General features: G+C 41.3%; 29 protein-coding genes, 1 tRNA gene and 1 pseudogene. 18 read left to right on the top strand and 13 right to left on the bottom strand.

Annotated features, from left to right (window positions below):
• Positions 1-16: 16 nt before the first annotated feature.
• Positions 17-1,438: a type I glutamate--ammonia ligase gene (gene glnA, locus SYN7509_RS0205960; protein ID WP_009634594.1), complete on the bottom strand. Its 1,422-nt coding sequence runs from the start codon at positions 1,436-1,438 to the stop codon at positions 17-19.
• A gap of 337 nt (positions 1,439-1,775) precedes the next feature.
• Here glnA and apcB point away from each other — a divergent pair, with 337 nt between their 5' ends.
• Entirely contained in the window at positions 1,776-2,285 is a 510-nt protein-coding gene (gene apcB / locus SYN7509_RS0205955) for an allophycocyanin subunit beta (RefSeq protein ID WP_009634595.1), read from the top strand.
• Here the strand turns inward: apcB and SYN7509_RS0205950 are convergent.
• The 3 genes from SYN7509_RS0205950 to SYN7509_RS28295 form a co-directional block, all read right to left on the bottom strand.
• The gene (locus tag SYN7509_RS0205950; RefSeq protein ID WP_009634596.1) at positions 2,282-2,488 is read right to left on the bottom strand and encodes a hypothetical protein; all 207 of its coding nucleotides are present in this window, start codon (positions 2,486-2,488) and stop codon (positions 2,282-2,284) included. The genes apcB and SYN7509_RS0205950 overlap by 4 nt on opposite strands.
• Positions 2,489-2,522: 34 nt before the next feature.
• A tRNA-Leu gene (locus SYN7509_RS0205945) sits at positions 2,523-2,604 on the bottom strand.
• Positions 2,583-3,458: a M48 family metallopeptidase gene (locus SYN7509_RS28295; RefSeq protein ID WP_028954132.1), complete on the bottom strand. Its 876-nt coding sequence runs from the start codon at positions 3,456-3,458 to the stop codon at positions 2,583-2,585. Before SYN7509_RS28295 ends, SYN7509_RS0205945 begins: the two co-directional genes overlap by 22 nt.
• 235 nt (positions 3,459-3,693) lie before the next feature.
• Here SYN7509_RS28295 and SYN7509_RS0205935 point away from each other — a divergent pair, with 235 nt between their 5' ends.
• From SYN7509_RS0205935 to SYN7509_RS0205925, 3 genes are all read left to right on the top strand, one after another.
• Positions 3,694-4,143, top strand: a complete 450-nt coding sequence (locus tag SYN7509_RS0205935; protein WP_009634597.1) for a Fur family transcriptional regulator — start codon at positions 3,694-3,696, stop codon at positions 4,141-4,143.
• 86 nt (positions 4,144-4,229) lie between these two features.
• Positions 4,230-5,927 carry a DUF3685 domain-containing protein gene (locus SYN7509_RS0205930; protein WP_009634598.1) on the top strand — a complete coding sequence of 566 codons (1,698 nt, stop codon included), beginning with the start codon at positions 4,230-4,232 and terminating at the stop codon, positions 5,925-5,927.
• A 384-nt stretch (positions 5,928-6,311) separates the two neighbouring features.
• The gene (locus SYN7509_RS0205925) at positions 6,312-7,277 is read left to right on the top strand and encodes an orange carotenoid protein N-terminal domain-containing protein (RefSeq protein ID WP_009634599.1); all 966 of its coding nucleotides are present in this window, start codon (positions 6,312-6,314) and stop codon (positions 7,275-7,277) included.
• 35 nt (positions 7,278-7,312) lie between these two features.
• Here the strand turns inward: SYN7509_RS0205925 and SYN7509_RS0205920 are convergent, their stop codons facing one another.
• Entirely contained in the window at positions 7,313-7,930 is a 618-nt protein-coding gene (locus SYN7509_RS0205920) for a Uma2 family endonuclease (RefSeq protein WP_009634600.1), read from the bottom strand.
• Positions 7,931-8,098: 168 nt separating this feature from the next.
• Positions 8,099-8,791: a uracil-DNA glycosylase gene (locus SYN7509_RS0205915; protein ID WP_009634601.1), complete on the bottom strand. Its 693-nt coding sequence runs from the start codon at positions 8,789-8,791 to the stop codon at positions 8,099-8,101.
• A gap of 188 nt (positions 8,792-8,979) precedes the next feature.
• On the opposite strand from SYN7509_RS0205915, the gene SYN7509_RS0205910 reads away from it, so the two are divergent.
• Positions 8,980-9,642 (top strand): phosphoribosyltransferase, encoded by a 663-nt coding sequence (locus tag SYN7509_RS0205910; protein ID WP_009634603.1) that lies wholly within the window; start codon positions 8,980-8,982, stop codon positions 9,640-9,642.
• A 247-nt stretch (positions 9,643-9,889) separates the two neighbouring features.
• The gene (gene infC / locus SYN7509_RS0205905; RefSeq protein WP_009634604.1) at positions 9,890-10,417 is read left to right on the top strand and encodes a translation initiation factor IF-3; all 528 of its coding nucleotides are present in this window, start codon (positions 9,890-9,892) and stop codon (positions 10,415-10,417) included.
• A 63-nt stretch (positions 10,418-10,480) separates the two neighbouring features.
• On the opposite strand, the gene SYN7509_RS0205900 is transcribed toward infC, so the two are convergent.
• Positions 10,481-10,690: a heavy-metal-associated domain-containing protein gene (locus SYN7509_RS0205900; RefSeq protein ID WP_009634605.1), complete on the bottom strand. Its 210-nt coding sequence runs from the start codon at positions 10,688-10,690 to the stop codon at positions 10,481-10,483.
• 150 nt (positions 10,691-10,840) lie between these two features.
• Between SYN7509_RS0205900 and alaS the strand changes: the two genes are divergently transcribed.
• From alaS to SYN7509_RS0205875, 5 genes are read left to right on the top strand one after another with little or no spacing between them, the layout of a single operon-like run.
• Entirely contained in the window at positions 10,841-13,474 is a 2,634-nt protein-coding gene (alaS, locus tag SYN7509_RS0205895; RefSeq protein ID WP_009634606.1) for an alanine--tRNA ligase, read from the top strand.
• Positions 13,475-13,477: 3 nt separating this feature from the next.
• On the top strand, positions 13,478-13,687 hold the full coding sequence (locus SYN7509_RS0205890; protein ID WP_009634607.1) for a hypothetical protein: 210 nt from the start codon (positions 13,478-13,480) through the stop codon (positions 13,685-13,687).
• Between the two features lie 4 nt (positions 13,688-13,691).
• Positions 13,692-14,396: a Uma2 family endonuclease gene (locus SYN7509_RS0205885; RefSeq protein WP_028954131.1), complete on the top strand. Its 705-nt coding sequence runs from the start codon at positions 13,692-13,694 to the stop codon at positions 14,394-14,396.
• Between the two features lie 14 nt (positions 14,397-14,410).
• Positions 14,411-14,671: a hypothetical protein gene (locus tag SYN7509_RS0205880; protein WP_009630308.1), complete on the top strand. Its 261-nt coding sequence runs from the start codon at positions 14,411-14,413 to the stop codon at positions 14,669-14,671.
• Positions 14,671-15,381, top strand: coding sequence for a class I SAM-dependent methyltransferase (locus SYN7509_RS0205875; protein ID WP_009630309.1), 711 nt, complete (start codon positions 14,671-14,673; stop codon positions 15,379-15,381). Before SYN7509_RS0205880 ends, SYN7509_RS0205875 begins: the two co-directional genes overlap by 1 nt.
• 21 nt (positions 15,382-15,402) lie before the next feature.
• On the opposite strand, the gene SYN7509_RS0205870 is transcribed toward SYN7509_RS0205875, so the two are convergent.
• Positions 15,403-15,978: a phosphatase PAP2 family protein gene (locus SYN7509_RS0205870; RefSeq protein WP_009630310.1), complete on the bottom strand. Its 576-nt coding sequence runs from the start codon at positions 15,976-15,978 to the stop codon at positions 15,403-15,405.
• Between the two features lie 93 nt (positions 15,979-16,071).
• Between SYN7509_RS0205870 and gatB the strand changes: the two genes are divergently transcribed.
• Complete coding sequence (gatB, locus tag SYN7509_RS0205865) at positions 16,072-17,556, top strand: Asp-tRNA(Asn)/Glu-tRNA(Gln) amidotransferase subunit GatB (protein WP_009630311.1); 1,485 nt, start codon at positions 16,072-16,074, stop codon at positions 17,554-17,556.
• Between the two features lie 163 nt (positions 17,557-17,719).
• Here gatB and SYN7509_RS29595 read toward each other — a convergent pair.
• Positions 17,720-18,071, bottom strand: a pseudogene (locus SYN7509_RS29595) (IS701 family transposase); the annotation flags it as partial.
• Positions 18,072-18,319: 248 nt separating this feature from the next.
• Between SYN7509_RS29595 and SYN7509_RS31665 the strand changes: the two are divergent.
• The 6 genes from SYN7509_RS31665 (at position 18,320) to SYN7509_RS0205835 (ending at position 24,495) form a co-directional block, all read left to right on the top strand.
• Positions 18,320-18,436: a DM13 domain-containing protein gene (locus SYN7509_RS31665; protein ID WP_071994180.1), complete on the top strand. Its 117-nt coding sequence runs from the start codon at positions 18,320-18,322 to the stop codon at positions 18,434-18,436.
• Positions 18,437-18,589: 153 nt separating this feature from the next.
• The gene (locus tag SYN7509_RS0205855; protein WP_009630313.1) at positions 18,590-19,072 is read left to right on the top strand and encodes a DM13 domain-containing protein; all 483 of its coding nucleotides are present in this window, start codon (positions 18,590-18,592) and stop codon (positions 19,070-19,072) included.
• A gap of 121 nt (positions 19,073-19,193) precedes the next feature.
• Complete coding sequence (locus tag SYN7509_RS0205850) at positions 19,194-19,910, top strand: DUF4079 domain-containing protein (protein WP_009630314.1); 717 nt, start codon at positions 19,194-19,196, stop codon at positions 19,908-19,910.
• A gap of 17 nt (positions 19,911-19,927) precedes the next feature.
• Complete coding sequence (locus SYN7509_RS0205845) at positions 19,928-21,343, top strand: sensor histidine kinase (RefSeq protein WP_009630315.1); 1,416 nt, start codon at positions 19,928-19,930, stop codon at positions 21,341-21,343.
• A gap of 3 nt (positions 21,344-21,346) precedes the next feature.
• On the top strand, positions 21,347-22,021 hold the full coding sequence (locus tag SYN7509_RS0205840) for a response regulator transcription factor (RefSeq protein WP_009630316.1): 675 nt from the start codon (positions 21,347-21,349) through the stop codon (positions 22,019-22,021).
• A 164-nt stretch (positions 22,022-22,185) separates the two neighbouring features.
• Positions 22,186-24,495, top strand: a complete 2,310-nt coding sequence (locus SYN7509_RS0205835) for a glycosyltransferase family 2 protein (RefSeq protein ID WP_009630317.1) — start codon at positions 22,186-22,188, stop codon at positions 24,493-24,495.
• 62 nt (positions 24,496-24,557) lie between these two features.
• On the opposite strand, the gene SYN7509_RS31660 is transcribed toward SYN7509_RS0205835, so the two are convergent.
• The 4 genes from SYN7509_RS31660 to SYN7509_RS0205820 all read right to left on the bottom strand — a co-directional run bounded on the left by SYN7509_RS31660 (position 24,558) and on the right by SYN7509_RS0205820 (position 26,762).
• The gene (locus SYN7509_RS31660) at positions 24,558-24,944 is read right to left on the bottom strand and encodes a transposase (protein WP_148298071.1); all 387 of its coding nucleotides are present in this window, start codon (positions 24,942-24,944) and stop codon (positions 24,558-24,560) included.
• 68 nt (positions 24,945-25,012) lie between these two features.
• On the bottom strand, positions 25,013-25,294 hold the full coding sequence (locus tag SYN7509_RS30930; protein WP_028954126.1) for a hypothetical protein: 282 nt from the start codon (positions 25,292-25,294) through the stop codon (positions 25,013-25,015).
• On the bottom strand, positions 25,233-25,433 hold the full coding sequence (locus tag SYN7509_RS31655) for a transposase (protein WP_202807212.1): 201 nt from the start codon (positions 25,431-25,433) through the stop codon (positions 25,233-25,235). Before SYN7509_RS31655 ends, SYN7509_RS30930 begins: the two co-directional genes overlap by 62 nt.
• Before the next feature lie 99 nt (positions 25,434-25,532).
• On the bottom strand, positions 25,533-26,762 hold the full coding sequence (locus SYN7509_RS0205820) for a DUF1501 domain-containing protein (protein WP_009629990.1): 1,230 nt from the start codon (positions 26,760-26,762) through the stop codon (positions 25,533-25,535).
• Between the last annotated feature and the right edge of the window lie 46 nt (positions 26,763-26,808).

Raw genomic sequence — 26,808 nt, 5'->3', positions numbered from 1 at the left:
GTAATATACTTACTTTTTAGCAATCGTAGTACAACGAAAACTCGAAGGGGTGAGGACGCAAGCGCATCGGGTTGATTTCTTTATCCAGTTTGTAGGTAATCCAATTTTGAATAAAGTCTTCAGTGAAAACGCCACTTTCGGTTAAGAAATCGTGATTATGCTCCAAGCTTTCTAAGGCTGCTTCCAAAGATCCCGGCGTAGAAGGTATTTTACTTAATTCTTCTGGGCTGAGTTCGTAAATATCTACGTCCAAAGGATCGCCGGGATCTATCTGATTTTTAATCCCATTTAAACCCGCACACAACATCGCTGAAAACGCCAAATAAGGATTACAGCTAGGATCGGGACAACGAAACTCTAGGCGCTTTGCCTTGGGATTGTCTCCCGACAACGGAATCCGAATCGAAGCGGAACGATTGCCTTGAGAATAAGCTAGGTTTACTGGGGCTTCGTAACCTGGCACTAATCGTTTGTAGGAGTTGATGCTGGGGTTGCTAAAAGCCAGGATTGAAGGGGCGTGTTTAATCAATCCACCGATAAAATACAACGCCATTTGACTTAATTTGGCGTACTTATCGCCGCCAAACAAAGGTTGTCCATCTTTCCAAATAGACATATGGGTGTGCATTCCTGTACCGTTGTCGCCAAACATGGGTTTGGGCATGAATGTCGCTGTTTTGCCATACTTCTTCGCAACGTTTTTGACAATGTACTTGTAAGTCATTACATAGTCCGCCGCCGCAACCAAGGGCGCAAACCGAATACCGAGTTCGCACTGTCCGCCGGAAGCTACTTCATGGTGATGCTTCTCAATTGGTACGCCGCACTTGCCCATTGTTAGCAACATTTCTGAGCGAATGTCTTGCAATGTATCGGTGGGTGCAACGGGGAAGTATCCGCCTTTATTGGCAATTTTGTAACCCAAGTTGCCACCGGGTTCAGTTCTACCAGCATTCCAGCCGCCTTCTACGGAGTCTATGTAGTAGTAACCTTGATGTCCGGTTTGGTCAAAACGGGCATCGTCAAAGATAAAAAACTCTGGTTCTGGCCCGCAAAAAACTGTATCTCCAATCCCACTAGCAATTAGATAGTCCATAGCTTTTTGGGCAATGGAGCGGGGATCGCGATCGTATAGTTCGCCAGTACGAGGTTCTACAATCGTACAAATCATACTTAATGTTGGCACTTCCATAAATGGATCGATCCAAGCGGTACTTGGGTCGGGTCGCATTGCCATGTCCGAATTGTTGATTGCTTTCCAACCCCGAATACTAGAGCCATCAAACGCAACGCCGTCAGTGAAAGAATCTTCATCAATTAAGCTGCGATGGAAAGTGCAGTGCTGCCAGATACCTAGCATATCAACAAATTTTAGATCGATTAGCTCGATGTTGTGGTCTTGAATCATTTTCAAGACTTCTTGGGGGGTTTCAGCCATTGATAACTCCTTGTTTAGCCGACGCACTCAAATTTATAATGATGTTTCTCTTTGCTGCTGTTGCAGGTGAGAACTAATTATGCCACTTTTGAATCATCCTAGAGACAGAATTGGGGCAGTTTTGTAGCTTAATACACAAAACACTGTTTTGATCGGTTTGATTTGCGGCTCAACACTGCTTATTTATTGATAAATTAGGTTATGGCGATCGCATTTTTGGCTTAAGATCCTTAGATAAGTATGAAAGAGTGCTTTAGCGTTACACAAATTTATAACAAGTGCGACTTCTGCCAGTTAAAAATATTAAATATCACAAAAAAATTGGGAGAACAATTTTATGCGAGATGCAATCACAAGCTTAATTGGCACGTATGACGTTGCTGGTCGCTATTTTGACCGCAATGCCATCGATAGTCTTAAAACTTACTTTGAGACAGGAACTGCAAGAATCCAAGCCGCCGCAGCTATTAATTCTAATGCTGCTGCTATTGTCAAGCGTGCAGGTTCTCAGTTATTTGAAAATCTGCCAGAATTAATTCGTCCTGGTGGCAATGCTTACACCACAAGGCGTTACGCTGCTTGTTTGCGCGATATGGATTATTACTTGCGTTATGCTACTTATGCTTTAGTCGCTGGCAATATGAACGTGCTAGACGAGCGCGTATTGCAGGGCTTGCGCGAAACTTACAATTCTTTGGGTGTACCCATTGGACCCACAGTCCAAGGCATTCAAATTATGAAAGATATTGTTAAGCAAGAAGTAGCGGCAGCAGGTGTTGTAGATACAAGTTTTGTAGATGAGCCGTTTGATTATATGACGCGCGAATTAAGCGAAAAAGATATTTAAGCGCTGCGGCAACTATCTAAAGAAAAAAGCGGGAAGACAAAATCATCTCCCCGCTTTTTATTATTGTTATTATCTTCTTTGAGCCTTTGCCGTAGCATTTGCGTTTGCTTTTTCAACTGCCTCGCTCTAGCTGTTCCGCCTCTACCTTTTTTGTTTCTGCCTTCAGAACGCGGCGATTCCCACCGCTTTAGGCGCTGGTTCATAACCCTTAGTCTCCCAACAATTAAATAGTTTCAGTGGGCAGGAGGAGACTCGAACTCCTACGGGTTTCCCCGCTGCATTTTGAGTGCAGTGCGTCTACCAATTCCGCCATCCGCCCTTGTCTGAAGCTTTGCTAGTATAACCTATTGTATGGCTTTTTAGCAAGGATTGATATTCTTGACTTGTTGCCCATAGATCGATCTCTTTAGCGCGTAATACGGGTACTGGGTGGCTTAGTTGGGCTGTCCGGGCTGAAACTAGCATTTCTCCGAGTTCAGTTTTGCTGATGTCGCTGTAGGCGCGAGCTTGATCGATAAATGCCTCAAGGTTCAGTTGGGGAGCAAGGATCGGCGATCCCCCTGCTAGTTTCATTAATAAAGACATGACTACTTTGGGGTTTTGGGTGGCGAGTAATGCCGCGCGATCGCACGTAAATTCGGCACAACGTACCCATTGCAATAATTGCGTTTGTATGCTTTGGGCTAAAACTTCCCCCCAAGTAGGAATTTGACTAGCAGCGAGTATAAGTAAATTTATCGGTGTCAAATAAACGCTGTGATCGCACTTGAGATGTCCTAATTCGTGAGCAATTACTGCTTGAATCTCCTCTAGGGTGAGTAAGTCAATTAGGGAAGTATGCAGCACTACAAAGGGTTGTTTCCCACGCATAGCGAAGGTGTAAGCGTTAGGAATGGGGTGCTGACGGACGTATAGCTGTGGTGGCTCTAAATCCAAGATTGCACAGGCTTCTAGCAGTAATTGGTGATACTGTGGTAGCTGAGACTTGCCCACAAGTACGCTAGAAGCAATATTTTCTACATAAAAAAACTGCTCGGCTAAAGGCCCTAAGAGATTTCGCACCATCAAATCTATACCAGGTATCTGTTTGATAGCCTTGGTTGCTTCTAAGTCTAGGGGGTGACGAAATTCGTCAGCTTTCAAACCAATCAAAGAATTTTTAGATAAGGACATAGGTAGTTGTAGCTACAAAAACAGACGAGTTGTTCTATGCGCCATGATAACGAATCTGCCGCCTTTGCTTGGTGATGGACGTTTGCCGATAGGTTAGGATAAAGTTGTAATGAGTTTACTTTAACAAATTAACTTGCACGTAAGTTAGCCTACAGACCGATTCAGCACTCAAGTTTGGAGGTTAAAGGCGCTTAAATCCACGTTTTAATTACTAAAATAGTTGAAAATTATAGTTATGCAAAAAGAGGCAATAGTAATAAAACCGATTCGCTCCCTTGAAGATGCCGTAGATCGGTGTCAAAATTTAGGTATGCGTTTGAGCCGTCAACGTCGCTTTATTTTAGAGCTACTCTGGCAAGCAAAAGAACACTTATCGGCAAGAGAAATTTACGATCGCTTAAATCAGCAAGGTAAAGAAATTGGTCATACATCAGTTTATCAAAACTTAGAGGCGCTTTCTAGTCAAAATATTATTGAGTGTATCGAGCGCTCGGATGGTAGATTGTATGGAAATATCAGCGATTCTCACAGTCATGTAAATTGTTTGGATACCAACCAAATTTTAGATGTCGAAGTTAAGTTACCCGCAGAATTATTACAGCAAATTGAACAACAAACGGGCGTAAAAATTACCGATTACAATATCAACTTTTACGGCTACAGACAAAAACAAGATAATGAATAATTGGGAAGTTGGGGTAAGAAAATTGAACATTAATAGTTGTAAGTTTTTGCTCCAATTTTTCTTTCTAAAGCGCGGTTAATAACAGTATGAGCGATGCTATCCTCAAACTCCTGTTAATCGACCAAGATTTGATATATCGGACTGGATTGCGCGTAATAATTGGAGAATTCGCCGATATTGAAGTAGTTGCAGAAGCCGACAGCGAAAAGACTGCACTCCAATTATTAGAAATGCGCGATCGCACTCCCGTAGACTTAGTAATTTTGGCATCAAATATACCAAATAGCCAAGTCAATCAATTATCAGCTTTAGAACTAGGTAAACAAATAAAAGTTTTATATCCTAGCTTACCTATATTACTAATTAGCGCCGTTAATGAATCTACCCAATTATCTACAGCAAAAAACCTAGGTATAGATGGTTATTGTTTTAAAAACACGTCTATTCCTGAGCTAGTAGCTATTATTAGACAAGTAGCAAACAGACAATTTTTTTGGGATTTAGAAATTTCCTTATCAACAACTAATATATTTAGGGCAATAAAAGAAACCTGGCGCTTGTCTGGATTGCAGCAAATTGACAGGACTTTAAACGAGGTAACTACACAGTTACAAAATCCTGGATTAACAGTATTAGAAAAAGCCATATTTGCCGGACATAGGAGAGAATTATTAGCCTCGCGTTGGTTAGTTAATAAATTATTAAAGCCACAAGCAATTGTTATCAATAATGGCGCTTATCCTCAACTGTTAGAGCGCGGAAAGTTAGAGATTAAAGAAAGCTCTATTGTCGCAACTAATCAAAGTTTACTTCAGTCATCGTCGCCTAATATATTGGCATCTGTAAGAGAGAAGTTGCAATTTAGCTTAGAAAATTTAACTGACGTACCGCTAGAAATTGATATTTTAAAAATAGAAAAAAAACGTGAATTGCTTGATGTAGTTTTAGTAAAAATTGAAGCAATTATTATTCAACTAAGTACGGCTAAAATTCAAGTAGATAAGTTGCCAAAAATGCAAGATGTCATTTTAATAGACTTATGGCAAGCAGCAACAATAGACTTTTTTGGTAAGTATGCGACTATTCAAACAAACGAACAAAGCATAGAAATTTCTAACTATTTGTTGCAAGATGCAGAAATTATAAAAACTAACTTATTGCCCAAAATTCCCTTTGTGCGATCGCTTTTTTCTTACTTATTATTTGCGACACCTTTAGTCATTGACAATGTGCCTTATTCTGCGCCTACTCCCGAAGCAATGGCAAGAGCAGAAATACTCTTGCAACACTTACTAATTGAAATAGCTAATGCTGTAATCCAACCGCTATTAAATAAGTTAGGAGATGTAGAAGTAATTAAACAAAATTTTTACGATGCTAATTTAATTTCTACTCGTGAAATAGAGCGATTTAGAAATAGCTTATCTTGGAAATATCGCCTGAATGAATATATCACCGCACCAAGACTAATGTTTGAAAGTCGTTATGAGTTATTTGTGCTGGCGAGTAGAGGAATTGCTAAAGTCTCAATTTATGCACCGCGAAACCAAGAATTAAAGCAGCTTACAGGTATTCCTTTGGTGGTAACATTAGCTTTAGAATTGAGAGATGCGATTTCTCCGAGATTGCGGGGAGCGGTAGCATTTTTAGGTAGTGGTATTGTTTACGTGCTAACACAAGTAATTGGTAGAGCTATCGGTTTAGTTGGACGTGGTATCTTACAAGGTATTGGCGGATCTTTTCCTGCAAATAAATTTGGGAAAGATAGTGAGAAATTTAAGTAAGTATTTGTTGCTGTAAGTATCAAAGCCCGCACTAAAACAACTAATTCATAGAAATAGCTTCTTTCCCCATAGGGGAATATGGAGTTAAATCTCAGCGTTTTTTGTCTCTAACACCAGAATTTATTTATATAAGCACTCTACAAACTAATACATGAAAATACCTCATAACTCTAATTTTGGACAAAAATTTTAAAAAACTTTACAAAAATCACTAATTAAGTTACATTCATTTACATAGCCAAGCGATCGCGCTTCTAGGTTTAACACGTCCCTTTGCTGTAAAGTCAAACTCATAGGTTTTCTACGTTAGGAAGCCTAGATTTGACATGACTTTAAGCCAATTTGTAAATTTTCAAAGCAAATAATAATTCTGGAGTTTCGATAATGACCTATACAATTGAGTCCGCTCAAAATATATTTTCAAGCACTCAAGTTCCCAGTCAGATTCCAGCTATCATCGCTTTATTCGACCAACTGAGCGTAGACGACCGCCTAGCATTGCTATGGTACGCTTATACCGAAATGGGCAAAACCATTACTCCCGCCGCTCCTGGAGCCGCTCGCCTGCAATTTGCCGAGCGGATGCTTAAAGATATTCAGCAAAAATCCAACGAAGATCAAATGCAGGTAATGCGCGAACTAGCTAGACGCGCTGATACCCCTATGAGCCGTACCTATGGATTCTTTAGCGTCAATACCAAGTTAGCTTTTTGGTACGAATTAGGGGAATTGATGAAGCAAGGGTTAGTAACTCCCGTACCTACAGGCTATCAAATGTCTCCCGGTGTGCAGATAGTATTAGATGCGATTAAAAAGCTTGATGCTGGGCAGCAAATTACTGTACTTCGCAATACAGTAGTAGATATGGGCTTTGATACAACCGTGGCTTCTAGCAGCGAACCAAGAGCCGCCGAGCCTATGTTTGAACGCGATGCTCCCGCGCCTACCAAAATTGAAATTGCTGGTATTAACGAGCCTGCGGTATCAAGCTACGTTACTGCAATGAATGCGGACGACTTTAAGAGCGCTGTAGAATTGTTTACAACCGATGGTGCATTGCAGCCACCTTTCCAAAAGCCGATTGTGGGAAGAGAAGCGATCGCAAAATATATGCGTGAAGAAGCCCAGGGTTTAAATATGATGCCCCAGCAAGGTATCAGCGAAAAAGCCCCCGATGGCTCTAAGCAAGTCAAGGTAACGGGTGTAGTTCAAACTCCTTGGTTTGGTGTCAATGTGGGGATGAATATCTCTTGGCGGTTTTTAATCAATCCTGAAGACAAAATTTTCTTTGTAGCAATTGATATGTTGGCTTCTCCTCAAGAGTTGCTCAACTTACGCCCTACTAAGTAAAAATATAATGCGGAGATTTCGGGCGAAGTCTCCGCTTATTTTTGCCTCTGCTCCCGAATCTTTTGCCGAAACTCGATAACTGCATCCATTGGTTCAGGAGAGACTACATAACCAGCTAATAAACTTAAATCTAATTGCGGCAAAAACCTACTTCTAGCTAGGGTTTGATAATTTCCGTTATCCAAATAATACAAAGAAAAACAATTATTTTCCCAAAACCAAACCTCCGGGACTTGTAAACCTCTATAAATTTCTAGAGAATTAATGCCGCCACTGGTAACAACTACCTCAATGGCAATATCTGGAACTGGTTTTTCGCAATTGATACAATAACATTCATCCGGTTCAATACCTCTTGCTACCGTTTCTTGACGAAAAGTTGTTGAACCCAAACCATAAAAACGGGTGCGTGTTTCCTCAAGGTAAACTTCTACAAGTCTGCCTATATTAGTTTTAATGAACTCGTGGCGACGACTGGGGGACATTATTTCTAAAATTCCCTCTAGGTAAGCAATTCTCAAGTAAGAATTATCTGCTAAATCCTCTAAAAGACTTTCGTACATCTGCCAGCTAATATCGTTGATAATCAGTAGCTGCTCGGAATCCGTAGTGTGTCGCTGCAAATTGTCGAGTTTTTCGGCAATAGATAACATTTTTTCTACCTAACGACATAGCAACCCTAAATCAATTGTGAACGTTGTAGGGGCGCGATGTATTGCACCCCTACGGAAAATGCTTAGGAATCGCGCGTGCGATCGCTACATATAGATATGTCCCCCTTTTTAAGGCAGGCTAGGGGGATCTCTATTAACACTTACACATTAGCCACTTGTAGCGCCAAGCTCGTCTATTTTTGCCTTAACTAACTGCATATCTTGCCACATCAACCATTTTGGACTACCTTGCTCGCGGGAAGCGTTTCTTAATAAATAGGCTGGGTGCAAAATTGGCATACATAACCGCCCTTCCCACTCAATCCAAGTACCGCGAATTTTAGTAATCCCAGTTTTATTTCCGGTTAATCCTTTTACCGCCGTCGCCCCAGTTAATAAAATAACTTTTGGATCTACTAACCGAATTTGCTCTAATATATAAGGCTTACAAGCCGCTATTTCGTCGGTAGTTGGTACGCGATTGCTAGGCGGACGACATTTGATAATATTGCATACATAAGCATCTTCTTGAGCATTTAAGCCCACCGAAGCTAAGATTTTATCTAACAATTGTCCTGCTCTACCCACAAAAGGCAATCCCGTTTCGTCTTCATTTTGCCCTGGTGCTTCGCCAACAATCATAATTGGTGCTTTTAAATCACCTTTTCCTACCACCGCATGAGTGCGAGTTGCTCCCAAAGGACATCGATAACAATGGTTGCAGTGCTGCGCCAACTCCGTCATGTGGGCATAAGTACCGGGAGGGATAGGAATTTTGGCATCAGTAGGAATCAAATCCGGTTGAGGTACTGCTGGCGCTGTTGAATTGTCAAAAAGGCTGAGTTGTTGTTCGCTATTCATGGAGATTGATTTACTTGCGTCAGCGAGACTTCGCATCCTAACTTAGTGTGCCTTAATTTTAAACTCATTCTACGCCCCGTACTTCCTCAATCAAACTATGTCAAAAGTTGCAATTTTTGCTAACTTTTCTCAAAAATCCGTCAATATCAAAAGTAAGTCCGCTACATTTATTTAGGCGCACTTAATTTATGTCAACTCCACTTTTTAGCGATCGCACTGATGCCGGAATTCAATTAGCCGAAGCGATTTACACAACTATTACCCAACTATCGGCAACTACAATTATGCCGCCCCAAGTCGTGTATGCTTTGCCACGAGGGGGATTACCTGTAGCTTTACCCGTTGCCCGTTTGCTAAAATGCCCCCTGAGTGCGATCGTTGCGAAAAAAATTACCCATCCCAAAAACACCGAACTTGCTATTGGTGCGGTAACGGCTCAAGGAGATGTATTGTGGGAAGAAAGCCGAATACCTAAACAACCTCAACATAGACAAGCTTTGCTAAACACGGCTTTAGCTACTGCTAAATTTCAAGACGAGCAATTTAGCCCTGCTTGTCCTGATGTTAATTTAACAGGTGCGATCGCAATTATTGTTGATGATGGCATTGCCACAGGGCTAACTATGGCGGTGGCGGCTCAATCGTTGAGAATCTACCAACCCGCCGCTATTTGGCTGTGTGCGCCCGTTGCTCCCGCTTCCTTGCTACCTTGGCTACAAACTTGGGGCGATGTCTTAGTTATTCTCAATACACCCGAACCTTTTTTTAGTGTCAGTAATTTTTATGATCGCTTTGAACAAGTCCCCACCGAGGAAGCTATTGCTTGTCTGCGTCAGCAAACCGAGTGGTGAAATTTTTAAAGTTAAGAAAATCTTTACAAAATACCTACTTTATGCGTTAGCAATTTGATAGTAAAAATGCTATGGTGGATCGCAAGTACAAAGAAGTATTCTGTTTGATACAGATTAACTAAAAGCGGGGTGCAGCTTTTTTTGAACTCTTAAAGTTTGAAAGAAGTATACTGCCAGTGGTTAATTTTTTCTTAGCTTGAAGTAAAGCTAGGTCATTCAAGACAGTTGCTATTAAATCATAACACCAGTGATAGAAAAAAGAAGAACTCGCGATTTACCCCAAATAAACGAAAGAATCCGCTTCCCGGAAATTCGAGTAATCGACAGTGACGGGGCGCAGCTAGGCATTATTACCCCTACGGAGGCGATGACAATTGCCGAAGAAAGAGGGCTAGACTTAGTATTGTTGAGCGACAAAGCCGAACCGCCAGTTTGCCGAATTATGGACTACGGCAAATATAAATTTGAGCAAGAGAAGAAAGCGCGAGAGGCGAGGAAAAAGCAGCATACCGCCGACGTAAAAGAAGTAAAAATGCGCTACAAAATTGAGGAGCATGATTACAAGGTGCGGATAAATCAAGCCGAGCGTTTCCTTAAAGACGGCGACAAGGTAAAAGCAACGGTCATGTTTCGCGGGCGAGAAATTCAGCATAGCGACCTAGCCGAAACGTTGCTAAAGCGTATGGCGACAGATTTACAGACTTTTGGAGAAGTGCAGCAAGCACCCAAAAAAGAAGGGCGCAATATGATGATGTTAATTTCTCCGAAGAAATAGAGTAAGCACAATAATTGATAAAGAGACGTTTTTGTAAGCGTCTCTTTATTTTATGGAAAAAAGTTAGCCGTGTTGATAGCCTTCGACGGTAAAGCCTGCGGCGACAATAGCTTGCTTGATAGTTTCTTCGGAAGCCGCAGATTCTACGGTGACAGTTTTTGCTTGAACATCGACATCAATTTTGGCATCGGGTTCCATCGTATGGATAGAATCAGTAATTGTTTCGCCACAGCCAGCACACATGATATTAGGAACTTTGAGTTTGAGCGCCATAGTAAATCATTTGGGTATATTTCAGGCTTTAATTCTAAGGCTTAGAGGTGCGATTTCTCATTACCCCGCAGTTGGATAATCAAAAAAGCGCGATCGCACTTTTTCGCTATTGTAAAATATCTATATATTATTTAAACCAATTAAAGTTTTATGGCTGCAAATCCCCAGTATCTTAGCGGTAACGACATTCGGACAAAATTTCTGGACTTTTATGCTAATAAACAGCATCAAATTTTACCTAGTGCTTCCCTTGTACCAGAAGATCCGACGGTACTGCTAACGATCGCCGGGATGTTGCAATTTAAGCCAATTTTTTTAGGACAAAGACAGTCGGAGTATAAACGGGCGACTACTTCTCAAAAGTGCATCCGTACCAATGATATTGAAAATGTCGGGCGTACAGCTAGGCATCATACATTTTTTGAGATGCTGGGCAATTTTAGCTTTGGAGATTATTTTAAGGAACAAGCGATCGCTTGGGGATGGGAATTATCAACACAAGTATTTGGACTAAAACCCGAAAACTTAGTTGTCAGCGTTTTTGAAGACGATGACGAAGCTTTTGCTATTTGGCGCGACAAAATCGGCGTTGTGGAAGCAAGAATCAAGCGGATGGGATCGGATGATAACTTTTGGGTATCTGGCCCTACAGGCCCTTGCGGCCCTTGTTCGGAGATATATTACGACTTTCACCCCGAACACGGCGATGAGAATATAGATTTAGAAGACGATACGCGGTTTATTGAGTTTTACAACCTGGTATTTATGCAGTACAACCGGGATGTAGAAGGCAATTTGACCCCGTTGCAAAACAAAAATATTGATACGGGGATGGGACTTGAAAGGATGGCGCAAATTCTTCAGCAAGTCCCGAATAACTACGAAACTGATTTAATTAAGCCAATTGTGAAAACGGCGGCGGAAATTGCCGGGATTGATTACGTTCAAAGTGACGAACAAACTAAAATATCTCTCAAAGTAATTGGCGATCATATCCGCGCTGTAGTGCATATGATCGCTGATGGCATTACCGCGTCTAACGTGGGACGGGGTTATATATTGCGCCGCTTGATTCGTCGGGTAGTACGTCACGGGCGATTAATTGGCATACAAGGAGAGTTTACAACTCTTGTTGCCCAAAGTGCGATCGCTCTTTCTGAAGAAGCTTACCCCAATGTTCGCACCAAAGAGACTGTAATTAAAAATGAACTGCAACGAGAAGAAGCGAATTTTCTCAAAACTCTAACTAAAGGCGAAAAATTATTAGCAGATATATTAGCTAAATCCCCTAAAGAGATTTCTGGTAAAGATGCTTTTATTCTTTACGATACGCACGGATTCCCCTTAGAACTTACTCAAGAAATTGCCGCCGAACACGGGATAAAGGTTGATGTAGAAGGCTTTGAGGAGGAGATGGAGATTCAAATCGGTACTTCTAAAGGAGCGCATGAAACTATTGATTTAACTGCAAACTCTCTCAATCAACTAGCATCGGGAATTAATGCAACGCAGTTTCTCGGCTACACTCAGCCTTCAACCCCTGCTCAAGTTATGACATTGATTGCTAACGGTCAGCAAGTAGAAGCAGCAGAAGCTGGAAGCGAAGTACAAGTATTGTTAGATCAAACTCCATTTTACGCCGAATCGGGCGGACAAATAGGCGATCGCGGTTACTTGTCTGGAGATAGTGTAGTAGTAGCTATTAATGACGTTAAGCAGCAATCGGGTATCTACATTCATTACGGACGAATTGAACGCGGTACACTGCACGTAGGCGATCCCTTAACCGCCCAAATCGATCGCGCTTGTCGTCTCCGCGCCCAAGCAAATCATACTGCTACTCACTTATTGCAAGCAGCTTTAAAAAAGATTGTCGATCCTTCTATTTCTCAAGCGGGTTCATTGGTAGCTTTTGATAGGCTGCGTTTTGACTTCAATTGTCCGCGTCCAATAACCCCGGATGAGTTGCAGCAAATAGAAGCGCAAGTAAATACCTGGATAGCTGAAGCCCATCATGCAGATATAGAAATACTACCAATTGCAGAGGCTAAAGCAAAAGGTGCGATCGCTATGTTTGGGGAAAAGTACGGCGATGTCGTAAGAGTTATAGATTTTCCGGGCGTATCAATGGAATTATGCGGCGGTACTCACGTGCGAAATACGGCGGAAATCGGCGTATTTAAGATAGTTTCCGAAACCGGGATTTCATCAGGAGTAAGGAGAATAGAAGCCGTTGCAGGAGCGGCGGTATTGGATTACTTAAACGTCCGCGATAAAGTAGTTAGGGAACTAAGCGGATTCTTTAAAGTAAAACCCGAAGAATTGCCAATGCGAGTTACAGTTTTACAAACGGAACTAAAAACCGCTCAAAAGCAACTAGAAGCACTCAAAGCCGAACTAACCTTACATAAATCTGAAACTTTACTAACAGAAGCGCAAACTATCGGCGACTACAAAATTATTGTTGCTCAAATTGGCGAAGTTGAGCCAGACTCTTTAAAAATTGCGGCGGAAAGGCTATTGCAAAAAATCGGCAAAGGCGCAGTAGTATTAGGTTCTGTTCCCGAAATCGACAAAGTTAGCTTAGTTGCGGCTTTTAGTCCTGATGTGAATAAGAAAGGATTGCAAGCAGGTAAATTTGTAGGCGAAATCGCTAAAATTTGTGGCGGTGGTGGCGGTGGAAGACCAAACTTCGCTCAAGCTGGAGGAAGGGACGCAAGTAAATTACCAGAAGCACTAGAATATGCCCGTACTCAACTAAAAGCTACTCTCAGCCAACCTTAAATTATGAATCTAATTTTACTGGGACTTGGGCTAAGTATTGTTTGGCTAGGTTTGAGAACAAAAGATGAAATTTATCGGCTTGGTGCGGTAATAGGAGGCGCAATTTTTCTAGTTTGGGGATTTGCTTTGACTGCTTCCCAATTTCAAGTTTTGTTTGAAGCGATCGCACTTATAACTATATTTCCGGTTTGTATGCGTTGTATGAAGGAGTAAGGCAATGGTTACACAAACTACCAATCAAACAGAAATAATTTATCCAGATTGCGACGGCGAACCAATGTCAGATAATACCAAGCAATTTCGCTGGATAGTGACGATTAAAGAAGGCTTGGAATGGCTATTTAAGAACGATGATAATGTCTTTATCGCCGGAGATTTGCTGTGGTATCCCGTAGAAGGTAACAACGTTATCCGCGCCGCACCAGACGCTATGGTAATTATGGGTAGACCAAAAGGCGATCGCGGTTCGTATCAACAATGGAAAGAAGCAAATATTGCACCCCAGGTAGTATTTGAAGTTCGTTCCCCTGGAAACACGCAGACAAGATTAGATAAAAAGCTCGTATTTTACGATCGCTATGGCGCTGAAGAATATTATCTATACGACCCCGATAAGGGCGATTTAAGCGGCTGGTTGCGTCGTGACGGGCGATTAGACGTAATTGACCAAATGCTAGATTGGGTTAGCCCTAGATTAAAGATTAAATTTAATATGCTGGGTACAGAGTTGCAACTATATCGACCAGATGGGGAAAAATTTGCGACTTATGTAGAACTAGCAACTTCAAGAGAACAAGAAAACCTTGCTAAAGAACAAGCGCAGCAGGAGTTAGAACGATCGCAGCAGGAATTAAAACTTGAAAAAGTGCGATCGCAGCAACTAGCCGCTAAACTTCGAGAATTAGGCATCAATCCCGATTAACTTTAGAGGAAATTATGGGTAGATTAAATCCTTACACGCTCCAAATGCAGATTACCCGAATGTTTGAACAAGGGCAATCATTATTTGCAACTACAAAAGTCCAAGATTGGCTTACTGAGCGCAATCATAACCCGGCAGATTACAATATTAAATTTCTGCAAAAACCCGCGCCACCAGGATCTAAAGAGGTAATGGTTGTAGAAGTCCAACTAAGTCGCCGCGATGGCGAACCCGTCGATCCTTGGTTGCTGGAACAAGCAAATCTTCACGCTTGATGCTTTTGTTAAAACCTAACCATGATAGAGACGTTCCACCGGAACGTCTCTACAATACCTACAATGCAAACATGATTAGTGAAAATTCTTCTCCTGGCTGGTACAAACGAGTATTTGCTTGGCTAATGGCAAATGGTACGGCGGAGTACGAAAAAAAGATACGCGATCGCAAACAATCTCTGTTTACAGACTTACACGGCACTGTATTAGAAATTGGCGCAGGTACGGGCGCTAATGCTGCTTACTATCCAACCGATATTAAATGGATTGGAGTTGAACCTAATCCATTTATGCACTCTTATTTGCAAAAAAACGCCGAAAAATTAGGTTTAAGCGTTGAGATTCAAACAATTTCCGCCGAACAGCTAGAGGCGCAAGATAATAGCATTGATACCGTTGTCAGTACCTTAGTTTTATGTTCTGTACCTAATTTAGACAAGACATTGCAGGAAGTTTTAAGAGTTCTGAAGCCTGGAGGACGCTTTTTATTTATTGAACACGTTGCTGCACCACAGGGTACTTTTTTGCGCCAGGTACAAAATACAGTTAAGCCAGTTTGGAATGTAATCGGCGATGGTTGCAATCCCAATCGAGAAACTGGACTCGCTATCAAAAATGCTGGTTTTGCAAAGGTGGATTACCAAGACTTTCAAGCACCAGTTCCTCTAGTTACCCCGCATATTATTGGCGTAGCAACAAAAGCTAGTTAAAAAACTTCCCCATTACCCATCCTAAAAAGACTTACTCATCTGCAAACCTACAATTGTTCCCCCTTCGTCATCGCTACCAATTAAAGGAAACAAAATTAGTCCGTTGGGTTGACTCAATTCTAATTTAGCAATGCCGTAACCAATTGCCGCACCTGCTAATACTTCTGTCCAACGGTGACGATTGAGATTTACCCGCGAATAGGCGATCGCACTTGCCCCCGCATACCAAAGCAACGTATATTTAGGCTGAAACTCACTTTGCATTGTTGCCACCGCAAAAGCTAAGGTTGCATGACAGCTAGGAAAACTATCGCGCTCCTCAGAATCAGGACGTTTGACATCGGTTACAACCTTTAATCCTTCGCACACAAGCAAGCTCGTACCGAGGGAATCTACTACCCTTAAAGACTGGTTTTTACCATTTTTGCCATCTAAGATCAAAGGTAAAACTACCCCCGTTCCTAGGTAGATAATCGTACCTTCCTTAGAGATAAATTGCGATACATCTTGGTCAAAGGAATCGGCGTTTGCAGTGGTGGCGATAGTTGTACAGCAAAGCACCGTAAGGACGGGTACGAGATTTTTTACCCAAGACATGAAAAACCTTTGTTAACTTGTATAGATGTAGCGCTTAAGTAGCGCGATCGCAAGCAAAATATGTATTATTCCGTAATTAGCTAAAATAAAAATATGACTACTGCTACCCCTGTTAAAACTAAATATGAAGCTGTAATTGGCTTAGAAACCCACTGTCAGCTAAAAACAAACACTAAGGTTTTTTGTAACTGTTCTACCGAATTTGGTACGCCACCAAATACAAATATTTGTCCTGTTTGTATGGGTTATCCCGGCGTATTACCCGTTCTAAACGAGCGCGTCCTTGAATACGCCGTTAAAGCGGGACTTGCCTTAAATAGCCAAATTGCCCCTTATAGCAAATTCGACCGCAAACAGTATTTTTACCCCGATTTACCCAAAAACTACCAAATTTCTCAATTCGACCTGCCAATCGCCGAACATGGCTATCTAGAGATTGAATTAGTTGATGCGGATGGCAATCCGATCAGAAAAAAAATCGGCATTACTCGTTTGCATATGGAAGAAGATGCAGGCAAGCTAGTTCATGGGGGAAGCGATCGCTTATCTGGTTCTACTTACTCATTGGTAGACTATAATCGCACGGGTGTACCGCTTGTTGAAATTGTTTCTGAACCAGATATGACATCCGGCGTTGAAGCGGCGGAATACGCCCAAGAATTGCGCCGAATCATGCTGTATTTGGGTGTCAGCGATGGCAATATGCAGGAAGGCTCTCTGCGTTGCGATGTTAATATCTCCGTGCGTCCGGTAGGACAAAAAGAGTTTGGGACAAAAGTAGAAATCAAAAACATGAACTCGTTTAATGCTATTCAACGAGCGATTGAATACGAAATTGAACGCCAAACCAAAGCCATAGAAGCCGGGGAGCGGATTATTATGGAAACAAGGCTGTGGGAAGAAGGCAGCCAACGTACAATTAGTATGCGTGTCAAAGAAGGTTCTAGCGACTACCGCTATTTTCCCGAACCAGATTTAGCTCCGATTGAAGTACCATTAGCTACTTTAGAATTATGGCGAAGTCAATTACCCGAACTTCCCGCCGCCAAACGCCACCGTTACGAAAGCGATATGCAGCTTTCCGCCTACGATGCGCGAGTTTTGACCGATGAAAGAGCCGTTGCTGAATACTTTGAAAGCGCAATTAATGCGGGTGCTAATGCCAAATTTGCCGCCAACTGGATTATGGGCGATATTGCTGGTTATTTGAATCAAAATAAACTCAGTATTACCGAAATTGCTCTCTTACCTACAACGCTTGCAGAATTAATTGGTTTAATTGAATCGGGAACAATTAGCGGCAAAATTGCTAAAGATATTTTGCCAGAATTGCTAACCAAAGGCGGTTCGGCTAAAGAGTTAGTGGAAAGCAAAGGTTTGATTCAAATTTCTGATACCGGGGAATTGGAGGCAATTATTGAGCAAGTTGTCGCCGCCAATCCCAAGGAATTAGAGCAATACCGCAACGGCAAAACTAAATTACTTGGCTTCTTTGTTGGACAAGTAATTAAACAAACAGGAGGACGCGCCGATCCAAAGGTAACTAATCAATTGATGGCCAAAAAGCTTAATAGTTAAGCAACCCAGTAGCGATTGCTTTCGCTATAAATCGCTTAAAGAGAGAAAATGTTGTATTTTCTCTCTTTAATTTTTGAGCGTTAAGTAATTGGATTTCTAGCCGTATCCAGCACTTACCCTCCTCTGTCAGTTTCCGGGGTTAACGAATAATAAATAAATGAAATTATCCAGAAGCATAAAAGTGTTTAAATTGATTCATCTTGGCAATTAAGTGATTGAATCCTAGCAATAAATTGGAATTGGGAAAAATATCTAGCCAGAGATAAATCAACCAAAATACTAAGAGCGGTTGGAGAATTAGACGTAGATTATTTAACGTATTTTTCCATCCGCCCTCATAATTCCATAGTTTATGATTAGCAAAGTTATCAGCGCGATTGTTATGGGTTTCTATTTCAATTGTCAGGGATTTATTCAAGTTTAAAAAAGCTGGAGAATTTAAACTTATCATTGTGTATACAAAAAATAATTTCCCACCATTTCTCAATGTGCTGGAAAATAGTAAAACGATAGTTGATGAACCTTTGGTTAATAGGCATTTTGAGACAATTGATGAAATTGAAAAACTGTTAATAAAGCGTTGTAAGATTCTCAGCACTATGCAGGGAGAAATTAAAAATTTAACAAACTATCATTAGTTTAGTTGCGCTTGACAAATTCATAGGATACCTGAACCGGATTTAGTATTAGACCAGAAACGATTGCTTCTCTCACTTCTGATGATTTCATCCTTGAAGCTTTGTTTAGCGCAGCTTTATAAAGAATTGGTATCACTGTTAATCGTTCACAAAAGTATAGCGGCAGCCAACGTTATGCTATTCCTCAAAATATTAAGCTAGAAAACTATCAATCGGCGGTGATTTGGTGTCGCTCTTTATAATGCTACTTTTGGGACGGCTAAACTCAGTAGTTAAATGAGAATTTACTGAGAAAAGCATGAGTATTATTGAATCCGCTTCTTAACCCTGATTAATTTTGCACCTACTGGGATCTTATACAGTATGAAAGTAAGTTATTTCGGAAATTTAAAACCATGAAACTGAAATATTTGGTATTTAGTGTTGCTACTGCTCTTGTCCTCGGTGTAAGTGGATTGCCTTCTCATCAACTATTAGCACACGCTGGAGAAATGTCTTCTCCAAAAATGAACGATGGGGTAATATCTAAACAAAAAACTGAAATGTTTGTTGCCGCAGAACATCCTACTCAAGGAGCGGTCAGTATTTTTAACGAAAAGGGTAAACGCTACCTAGTATTTGACAAAACCTTTAAGTCAGATATGGGTCCAGACTTGCACGTTATCCTCCACCGCGATGCTACATTACCAAAAGGTGGTTTAAAAAAGCCTGATTATGTTACTCTCAGCCGCTTACAAAAAGTTAGCGGTACTCAACGTTATGAGATTCCCAATAATATTAATTTGGCAAACTTTCGCACGGTAGCTATATGGTGTCGAATGTTTAATGCTACTTTTGGCTATGCTTTGTTACCCACAACATCTACAGCCCAGCGTTAATCATACATATTTAAAGTGCGATCGCGGGTAGCTCATCACCTATCCGCACTCCCGATAACATTGCTTTCCTTTCACAGTTAGAACGTGTCGGTCAAATTCTATTTTTACACTGAGGTTTCGGATGGTAGAACTCAAAGACGCTTTTACTTTATTGCATCCAGCGATCGCAGTTTTCTTTGTTTTTCCGCTCATTGGTATGGTAATTAACCTCGCATGGCAAACTCGTCAGCGCCGCTTACAAACAAAAGCTGAGGGTAAAAGCAAAATTCCCCCTGTAGTTGGTGCAGAACATAATCGCTTGGGAAATTGGCTAACTTCTACTGTTGTCGGAATTGCTTTATTGGGAATCGCTCACCCAATTATTAAAAACATTTTGTCTAAGGATTTAGTTAGTAAAAACTCCTTTCAAGTAGCATTTATTGGACTAATGTTCGTTGCTACAATTGCCTCTTTGGTATTTCTTTACAAATCGAGAGAAAAAAAATGGCGGGCTGTATTTGCGACTTTAGCAGGTGCAGGATTAGTTATTTTAGGCTGCCAAGATGGAGTTTACAGGCTTTCAAACGAGTGGTACTGGTCGCATTACTATATTGGAATTGTAGCGGCGTTATTGATGATTTTTTCCTTGGCGATCGCACCATCTATTTATAAAGACAAATCCCATCGTTGGCGCATAGTTCACACCGTATTAAACTGCATTGCCTTACTACTATTTATCGGACAAGGATTGACTGGGACGCGAGACTTATTACAAATTCCTCTAAGCTGGCAAGAGCCTTATATTTATCAGTGTGACTTTGCTAACAAGACTTGTCCTAGCCCACCACCAAAAGGATAGAAATTTATAGAGTAGCAGTGCAGAAAATAAAACAAATTTGGCAGAAAATAGATCCTTTTTCCTTACAAGTGCGGCTCACTATTGGCATCACTGCGGCTTTTGCTATAGGAGTGGGTAGTATTGCTCTGTGGACAACGTGGAAAATGCAGCAAATTTTAATTGATGGTCACAAGCAGAATATAGAGCAAATTGCCGAGCGTTTGCCAGGTGACGTAGAAGTTTATAGCGAAATGTTTTCTTTAGAAATAGGGCTGCAAAAGGCGATCGCTAACCGTAGCACAGGTAAAACTTTGATATGGGTCAAGCATAAGGATGGGACTAACTCAGGAGAAAACTTAGTTCCCAATGATGTTGCTTCCATTAAATTGATGTCGTTAATGCGATCGCCTCTGAGTACCAGAGTGTACAAGATTGGCGATCGCTATTTTGTAGTATGCGGCAAATTTTTACAAGTTAAGGGGCAGCAACTAGGATTATTATTTGTAGCGCAAGATATTTCTTATGAGCAACAGATGTTTTCATCTCTAGTTCAAAGTTTGGGGATTGTTAGCTTAATTGCTTTAATAATTATTACCATTGCGATCGCAATATACATTAAAAAATCCCTGCAACCATTGCGCCGTATTAGTCAACTAGCTGAAACCATATCTGTAAATGATCTCAGTCAAGCCCGCTTGCACCTCAACCGCGCCCCTACAGAAGTAAAAGAGTTAGCCCGTACCTGTGACATGATGTTAGATCGATTATCCGAGGCGTGGGAGCAACAGCGCCAATTTGTCGGTAATGTTTCCCATGAATTGCGTACACCTTTAACAATCGTGCATGGTTATTTGCAAAGCGTCCTCAAACGCGAAACTAATTTAACACAGACCCAGCGAGAAGCTCTAGAAACTGCTGCAACCGAAGCAGAAAGCACTATCCGTTTATTGCAAGACTTGCTCGATTTAGCTAGGGCAGATGCTGGTTACTTGCATATTCATCTTGAATCATTAGTTTTAAACGATTTAGTTGTAGAAGTAGCGGCAATGGCAATGCAACATACCGATCGGATTATTACTTTAGAGGCTGCTTACGAACAAATTTTAGTTAAAGCCGATCGCAGCCGCCTTAAACAAGTATTGACAAATTTGATTGATAACGCCGTTAAGTATTCCGACCCGCACTTTGCGATTGCTGTAGTATTAGATTTAAAAGCAGAAAGTGCCTTAATTCATGTTTGCGATCGCGGTTTGGGCATTCCTTTGTCACAACAACATCTTATTTTTGAGCGTTTTTACCGCGTCGATGAAGCCCGCAATCGTTTTACTGGTGGCTGCGGTTTGGGTCTATCGATTGTGAAAACTTTGGTTGATAGTATGGGCGGTAGCATTACAGTCCGATCCAAACTAGGAGAAGGTAGCACTTTTACGGTAACTTTACCCAGTGCGGCATAACTTATGACAGCACATATTCTGCTCGTAGAAGACGAAATTAAATTAGCTAAGTTTATTCAATTAGAACTAGGTTATGAAGGCTACGAAATTAGTGTAGTCTATGACGGCGTAGCGGGATTGACCGCAGCGCGAGAATTGCAAGTTGACTTAATTATAATAGATTGGATGTTACCGGGGTTATCGGGGATCGAAATTTGTCGCCGCTTGCGGACTACGGGGGATAAAGTCCCAATTATATTATTAACAGCAAAAGACGAAGTAAGCGATCGCGTTGCTGGTTTAGACGCAGGTGCAGACGATTATTTAGTTAAGCCTTTTAGTATTGAAGAATTGTTAGCCAGAATCCGCGCCCGGCTGAGGCCAGGGCAAGAAGTAGACGCAGATATGCTAGAGTTTGCAGACCTTAGTTTAAATCGGCGATCGCGGCAAGTTTATCGCGGCGCAAGATTAATTGAATTAACCGCTAAAGAGTTCGATTTACTAGAATATTTGTTATTGCATCCTCGGCAAGTGATTACGCGCGATCGCATCTTAGAAAAAGTCTGGGGTTATGACTTTATGGGCAATTCCAATATTATTGAAGTTTATGTTCGTTATCTGCGTTTAAAGTTGGAAGCAACGGGCGAACAGCGTTTAGTTCAAACTATTCGTAGTGTGGGGTATGTGTTGCGTGATTAGAGAATTTATAAGTCAGTTTGTTACTCTCTAAAGCCGAGTAAAGCGACTCGATTAACCTACTTAAGTTTCATTTCGGTACTAACCTTAAAAAAAAGTGACGAATTAATCCGACGTATTGTAGTTTCCTGATTATATTAAATTTCAAATAGGATAAAAATCATAATATGAAAAATTCTAATCTTAGTAAAAAAGCTTTAAACAATCGCGATCGCCCACAGCAGTTTATGCAGCCGCAACTGGCAACGATACTGCTATTGGGTATTGTATTTGTATCTGGTGCGGGGGTTGCAGCTTGGTTTGCAGGGTTAGGGACAATTCAGCAAATTTTTACCCAAATTCAGTTAATGCAAGATAACCCGCCGATGTGGCTAGAAGCACCAATGGTAGCGGGAAAATATTTACTCGCACCTACGATAATGCTATTTTTAATCGCGATCGCTGTAATAAAAATTTCTCCTCAACCCCAAACTTGGTCGCGGGTGCTAGTAGTGTGCATTTTGTTGGGTTTGACCATTCGTTATATTTTATGGCGAAGTCTTTCTACTTTAAATGTAGCTGACCCCCTAAATGGCTTCTTTAGTTTAGGTTTATTTTTTCTAGAAATGTTGCTGCTTGTAAATGCCACACTCCAGTTATTTTTGATGCTGAGAGTCAAAAATCGCCAGCGTGAAGCAGATTCTTTAACGTTGCAGGTTTTAGATGGTAGCTTTTATCCATCTGTTGATATTTTAATTCCCACTTATGACGAGCCAGAATTTATCGTGCGCCGTACTATAATCGGCTGTCAAGCTATTAATTACACTGATAAAAAAATATATCTGCTTGATGATACTAGACGTTCACCAATGAAACAACTGGCATTAGAATTAGGTTGCGAGTATCTAACCCGTCCTGACAATCTTTATGCTAAAGCCGGAAACCTAAATCACGCTCTTCCCCAAACTAACGGGGAGTTAATTGTTGTTTTTGATGCAGATTTTGTCCCCACTAAAAACTTTTTAACTCGCACAGTGGGATTTTTTCAAGATCAGAAAATAGCCCTTGTTCAAACTCCGCAGAGTTTTTACAATATCGATCCCATTGCCCGTAATTTAGGCTTAGAGAATGTCCTAGCGCCGGAAGAAGAAGTATTTTACAGACAAATTCAGCCGATTCGCGATGCTGCGGGTAGTGTTGTTTGTTCGGGAACGTCTTTTGTTGTCCGGCGCAGCGCCCTTGAAGCTGTCGGAGGTTTTGTCACCGATTCCGTAAGTGAGGATTATTTTACAGGCATTCGGATATCTGCTCTAGGATATCGCTTAGTTTATCTAGATGAAAAATTAAGTGCTGGTTTAGCTGCGGAGAATATAGCAGCCCATGCTCTACAGCGATTGCGTTGGGGAAGGGGAACGTTGCAAGCATTTTTTATTAAAGCTAATCCTTTGACTATCCCCGGACTGCGACCTTTACAAAGATTAGGACATCTAGAAGGTTTGCTGCATTGGTTTACCAGCATATCTCGTGGAGGATTCCTGATTATACCTTTAGCCTATTCGTTTTTAGGGGTTGTTCCTCTTAAAGCCGCCCCTACCGAATTGCTGTATTTCTTTTTGCCCTATTACGTAGTGCAATTAACAGTATTTTCATGGTTAAATCAGCGTTCTCGTTCGGCGTTGCTGTCAGATATTTATACTTTGGTGCTAACTTTACCTTTGGTAACAACGGTTATTCAAGTAATGCTAAATCCCTTTTCAAAAGGATTTAATGTAACGCCAAAAGGAACTCGCAACGATAACTTTTATTTTAACTGGAGATTAGCTTGGCCTTTAATCCTCTTGTTTATCCTGACCTCAGTAAGCTTATGGTGGAATTTAGGTATGTCGGTGATGAGGGGAGCGATGATGCCAGCAATGGCACCAGAAATTGCGGAGCAACTTAGAGGTATTAATTTAGGTTGGATTTGGAGTATTTACAACCTGCTATTAATTAGTGTTTCTTTACTAATACTACTGGATGTTCCTAAACCCGATTTACACGAATGGTTCGATCTGCGGCGGTCAGTACGGTTGGATGTTGGTGGACAAACCCTGTGGGGCGTGACAACAAAAATTTCTGAAGTTGGTGCTGAAGTCGCGCTTACTCAGTTAGGGCTTCCAACCCTTCCCAGGGGAGAAACCTTGCCAGTAACCTTAGAAATTTTAGAAGAAAAGATGGTTTTGCAAGGACAAATTACTCAAACTGGGGTCAGCGATCGCTTTCCTAGCGTGCAAATAGTATTTGAGCAGGTAACTCCGGCTCAACACAGGGTTTTGGTAGAGATGTTGTTTTGTCGCCCCGGACAATGGAAACGTCAAGATACCCCAGGGGAGTTACAATCTTTGTGGTTGCTGTTAAAAATATTACTTAAACCTAGGGTATTGTTTGACCGTCAACAAAAAATAAGTGTAGTTTCTGTTTCCCAAGTGGCTCTTAATGGATTCCAGGGATCTACTTGAGGAGACATCCCAGAAGAGATAGAAGTAGTGATTTACCTCGTTTTCGCGTGTTGTGAACAAACTCAAAGAATCCCAGATACAGGGGTAACTTTTCTTGAGAAATGCCTCGGTGCGGTCTGAACCAAGACCGAAGTAAGGACCAGAAGCCTTCCATCGTATTCACATGGACTTCGCAGAATCCATCTCCATCTTCCAGAGCGAGCATACTCTCCCTTACCATGACAGACACTTTTATGGTCATACCCCCATTTAGATAGACGAGAGTAGATGCTATATTCATCAGTGTAGATAAGAGTCCCAGCTCCTATACTGCCTTGAATCAATGGTGCAATTGTAGTCGGTTTTACGTTGGGAAGCATCTTGAGAACTACTTCTCCTTGGCGTTGAATCATCCCGAAAATCGGAGGTTTTTCTTTTGCCAGAGTTCCTCGTCCCGATTTTGATTTCAGACGACGGCATCGTCCTGTTCTACCTTTTTTTTGACTACTTCTGGCTGTCCCTTATGTCCAGCGATGACCTACACTTCGTCCCACTCTACTTCTCCTTCCAAGCTGACCGTCGGTTTGTTTGCTACGATTCCAGAACGTAATTGTGTTGTCATTTGCCTATCATCAGCTTGATTGAGGTCGAGTTCAGTGGAGATTTGATGATTGGAGAGATTCAATCCCATCAGATATAAACACAGTATCCAAATCCGTAGAGGCTGATGATGTCCTGCCAAGATAGTATCGCTCAGGTCACCCGTAGCGTTTTTGGCAAGCCTTGCACTGGTAACGTTGGCGTAGAGGTTGAGTTTCATCAAATCCCTGCTTAACGACTTGATTGGACTTGCAACCTGGGCAAACTATACCAAGAGGCCATCGAATCTGGCGTAGGACTTCAAAACACTTAGCATCATCAATCAACGTTTGAAGATTTACCAGCGAGGGATTGGTCATGGACTGGAATACGCGCTCCGTTTAGAACTCAAGGTATTATAACCCTTTGACCAGTCCTCCACTTCCAGATCCCTGGAATCCATTAAGAGCCAAGTTTAATTACCCAAATAACTTAATATTGTTTTTAGCAGCATAATTTGGTAAAACCCGATTCAATTCTCGATCTGACAAATTCAAATGTCCTGTTAATATCGTGGCAATAACATCTCGAAAATCTGTTGTAACTTCTAAATCTCTACCTTGATATAGTTTATTACTTGCCAAACCGGGGAAATCTCCATAGATATTTCCGCCCTTAACTTTACCACCCAAAATCGCCATCACATTACCATGTCCGTGATCGGTTCCGCCATTTCCATTCTCTCGCACTGTGCGCCCAAACTCCGATATGACGACAATAGTTGTATCTTGATAAGCCGAACCCAATTCTTTTACTAAAGTCTCTAAGCCCTTACCCAACAACTCTAAGTTTATTGCCAATCGTCCCTTACTTCCACCTTGATTAACATGAGTATCCCAACCACCCAAAGCAATAAAACCTAATTCCACTCTAGGGTCTTTTCGCATCAATTGAGCTAATTTTTGAGCATTTAAAGGAAATCCATTTGGTAAAGGCGCACCATTATTTGCCCTTTGCATTTCTTCATCTAGAAGTTTAGTTACAGTTTGGTTTATTTCTTGCCCATCTCGATAAGTTTGACTCAAGTTATCGCTACCATCATAAAACTTGTCAAAAGCTGTACGAATTCGCGGTGTATCTAAAGGAGTGCGTTTAATTCTATTTCTACCGATAAAAATATTTGCTACTGGCATCTTTCCGGTTAAAATGCGCGGTGTAGTTGGGCTTAGACTTATCGCTTGGATCGGTGAAGTTGCAGATAGACTCCCCAGCAAGCGATTCATCCATCCATCGGTAGTGTTTTTGACTCCAGGAGTTCCACTTTCCATATATTCTTGAGCATCAAAATGAGAACGGCTCGCATCAGGCAAGCCACAGGCATGAACGAAGGCTAAATTTTTTTGTTCCCAAAAAGGCATTAAAGTTGCTAAAGCTGGATGCAAGCCAAAATTTCCATCTAAATTGATTGCGCCTTTAGCTTTGCCTGGTTGCGGAATTGCAATCCGCGATCGCATTTCGTAGTACGCACTTTCTGAGTAAGGAACTACTGCACTTAATCCATCTATCGCCCCCCGTAAAAAAATCACAACCAAACGTTTTGGATTAGCTTTAGCCGTAGCCGTTCTCGCAATTAAAGTATGTGTACCAACAGCTATCAAAGAACTAGCAGAGAAAATACTAGAGCGCACAATAAAATCACGTCTTTTCATAATTAGTTAATAGTTAATGGTGAATAATTTTCAGTTTTTTGCCTGT

Source organism: Synechocystis sp. PCC 7509 (genome assembly GCF_000332075.2).
Lineage (GTDB): Bacteria > Cyanobacteriota > Cyanobacteriia > Cyanobacteriales > Chroococcidiopsidaceae > Aliterella.
Note: the sequence above shows the minus strand (reverse complement) of the source record. Positions and strands in the feature narration are given on the sequence as shown.

Bases quoted from the DNA above. Each gene is read 5' to 3' on its own strand.
- SYN7509_RS0205855 (WP_009630313.1), top strand. From the start codon at position 18,590: ATGAAACTGAAATATTTGGTATTTAGTGTTGCTACTGCTCTTGTCCTC.
- SYN7509_RS0205870 (WP_009630310.1), bottom strand. From the start codon at position 15,978: ATGTCTTGGGTAAAAAATCTCGTACCCGTCCTTACGGTGCTTTGCTGT.
- SYN7509_RS30930 (WP_028954126.1), bottom strand. From the start codon at position 25,294: ATGAAACTCAACCTCTACGCCAACGTTACCAGTGCAAGGCTTGCCAAA.
- SYN7509_RS0205930 (WP_009634598.1), top strand. From the start codon at position 4,230: ATGAGCGATGCTATCCTCAAACTCCTGTTAATCGACCAAGATTTGATA.
- SYN7509_RS0205885 (WP_028954131.1), top strand. From the start codon at position 13,692: ATGGTTACACAAACTACCAATCAAACAGAAATAATTTATCCAGATTGC.
- SYN7509_RS0205875 (WP_009630309.1), top strand. From the start codon at position 14,671: ATGCTTTTGTTAAAACCTAACCATGATAGAGACGTTCCACCGGAACGT.
- SYN7509_RS31655 (WP_202807212.1), bottom strand. From the start codon at position 25,433: ATGACCAATCCCTCGCTGGTAAATCTTCAAACGTTGATTGATGATGCT.
- SYN7509_RS0205890 (WP_009634607.1), top strand. From the start codon at position 13,478: ATGAATCTAATTTTACTGGGACTTGGGCTAAGTATTGTTTGGCTAGGT.
- alaS (WP_009634606.1), top strand. From the start codon at position 10,841: ATGGCTGCAAATCCCCAGTATCTTAGCGGTAACGACATTCGGACAAAA.
- gatB (WP_009630311.1), top strand. From the start codon at position 16,072: ATGACTACTGCTACCCCTGTTAAAACTAAATATGAAGCTGTAATTGGC.
- SYN7509_RS28295 (WP_028954132.1), bottom strand. From the start codon at position 3,458: ATGTCCTTATCTAAAAATTCTTTGATTGGTTTGAAAGCTGACGAATTT.
- SYN7509_RS0205840 (WP_009630316.1), top strand. From the start codon at position 21,347: ATGACAGCACATATTCTGCTCGTAGAAGACGAAATTAAATTAGCTAAG.
- SYN7509_RS0205910 (WP_009634603.1), top strand. From the start codon at position 8,980: ATGTCAACTCCACTTTTTAGCGATCGCACTGATGCCGGAATTCAATTA.
- SYN7509_RS0205835 (WP_009630317.1), top strand. From the start codon at position 22,186: ATGAAAAATTCTAATCTTAGTAAAAAAGCTTTAAACAATCGCGATCGC.
- SYN7509_RS0205925 (WP_009634599.1), top strand. From the start codon at position 6,312: ATGACCTATACAATTGAGTCCGCTCAAAATATATTTTCAAGCACTCAA.
- SYN7509_RS0205880 (WP_009630308.1), top strand. From the start codon at position 14,411: ATGGGTAGATTAAATCCTTACACGCTCCAAATGCAGATTACCCGAATG.
- SYN7509_RS0205950 (WP_009634596.1), bottom strand. From the start codon at position 2,488: ATGAACCAGCGCCTAAAGCGGTGGGAATCGCCGCGTTCTGAAGGCAGA.
- SYN7509_RS0205920 (WP_009634600.1), bottom strand. From the start codon at position 7,930: ATGTTATCTATTGCCGAAAAACTCGACAATTTGCAGCGACACACTACG.
- SYN7509_RS0205850 (WP_009630314.1), top strand. From the start codon at position 19,194: ATGGTAGAACTCAAAGACGCTTTTACTTTATTGCATCCAGCGATCGCA.
- glnA (WP_009634594.1), bottom strand. From the start codon at position 1,438: ATGGCTGAAACCCCCCAAGAAGTCTTGAAAATGATTCAAGACCACAAC.
- apcB (WP_009634595.1), top strand. From the start codon at position 1,776: ATGCGAGATGCAATCACAAGCTTAATTGGCACGTATGACGTTGCTGGT.
- SYN7509_RS0205820 (WP_009629990.1), bottom strand. From the start codon at position 26,762: ATGAAAAGACGTGATTTTATTGTGCGCTCTAGTATTTTCTCTGCTAGT.
- SYN7509_RS0205935 (WP_009634597.1), top strand. From the start codon at position 3,694: ATGCAAAAAGAGGCAATAGTAATAAAACCGATTCGCTCCCTTGAAGAT.
- SYN7509_RS0205915 (WP_009634601.1), bottom strand. From the start codon at position 8,791: ATGAATAGCGAACAACAACTCAGCCTTTTTGACAATTCAACAGCGCCA.
- SYN7509_RS0205900 (WP_009634605.1), bottom strand. From the start codon at position 10,690: ATGGCGCTCAAACTCAAAGTTCCTAATATCATGTGTGCTGGCTGTGGC.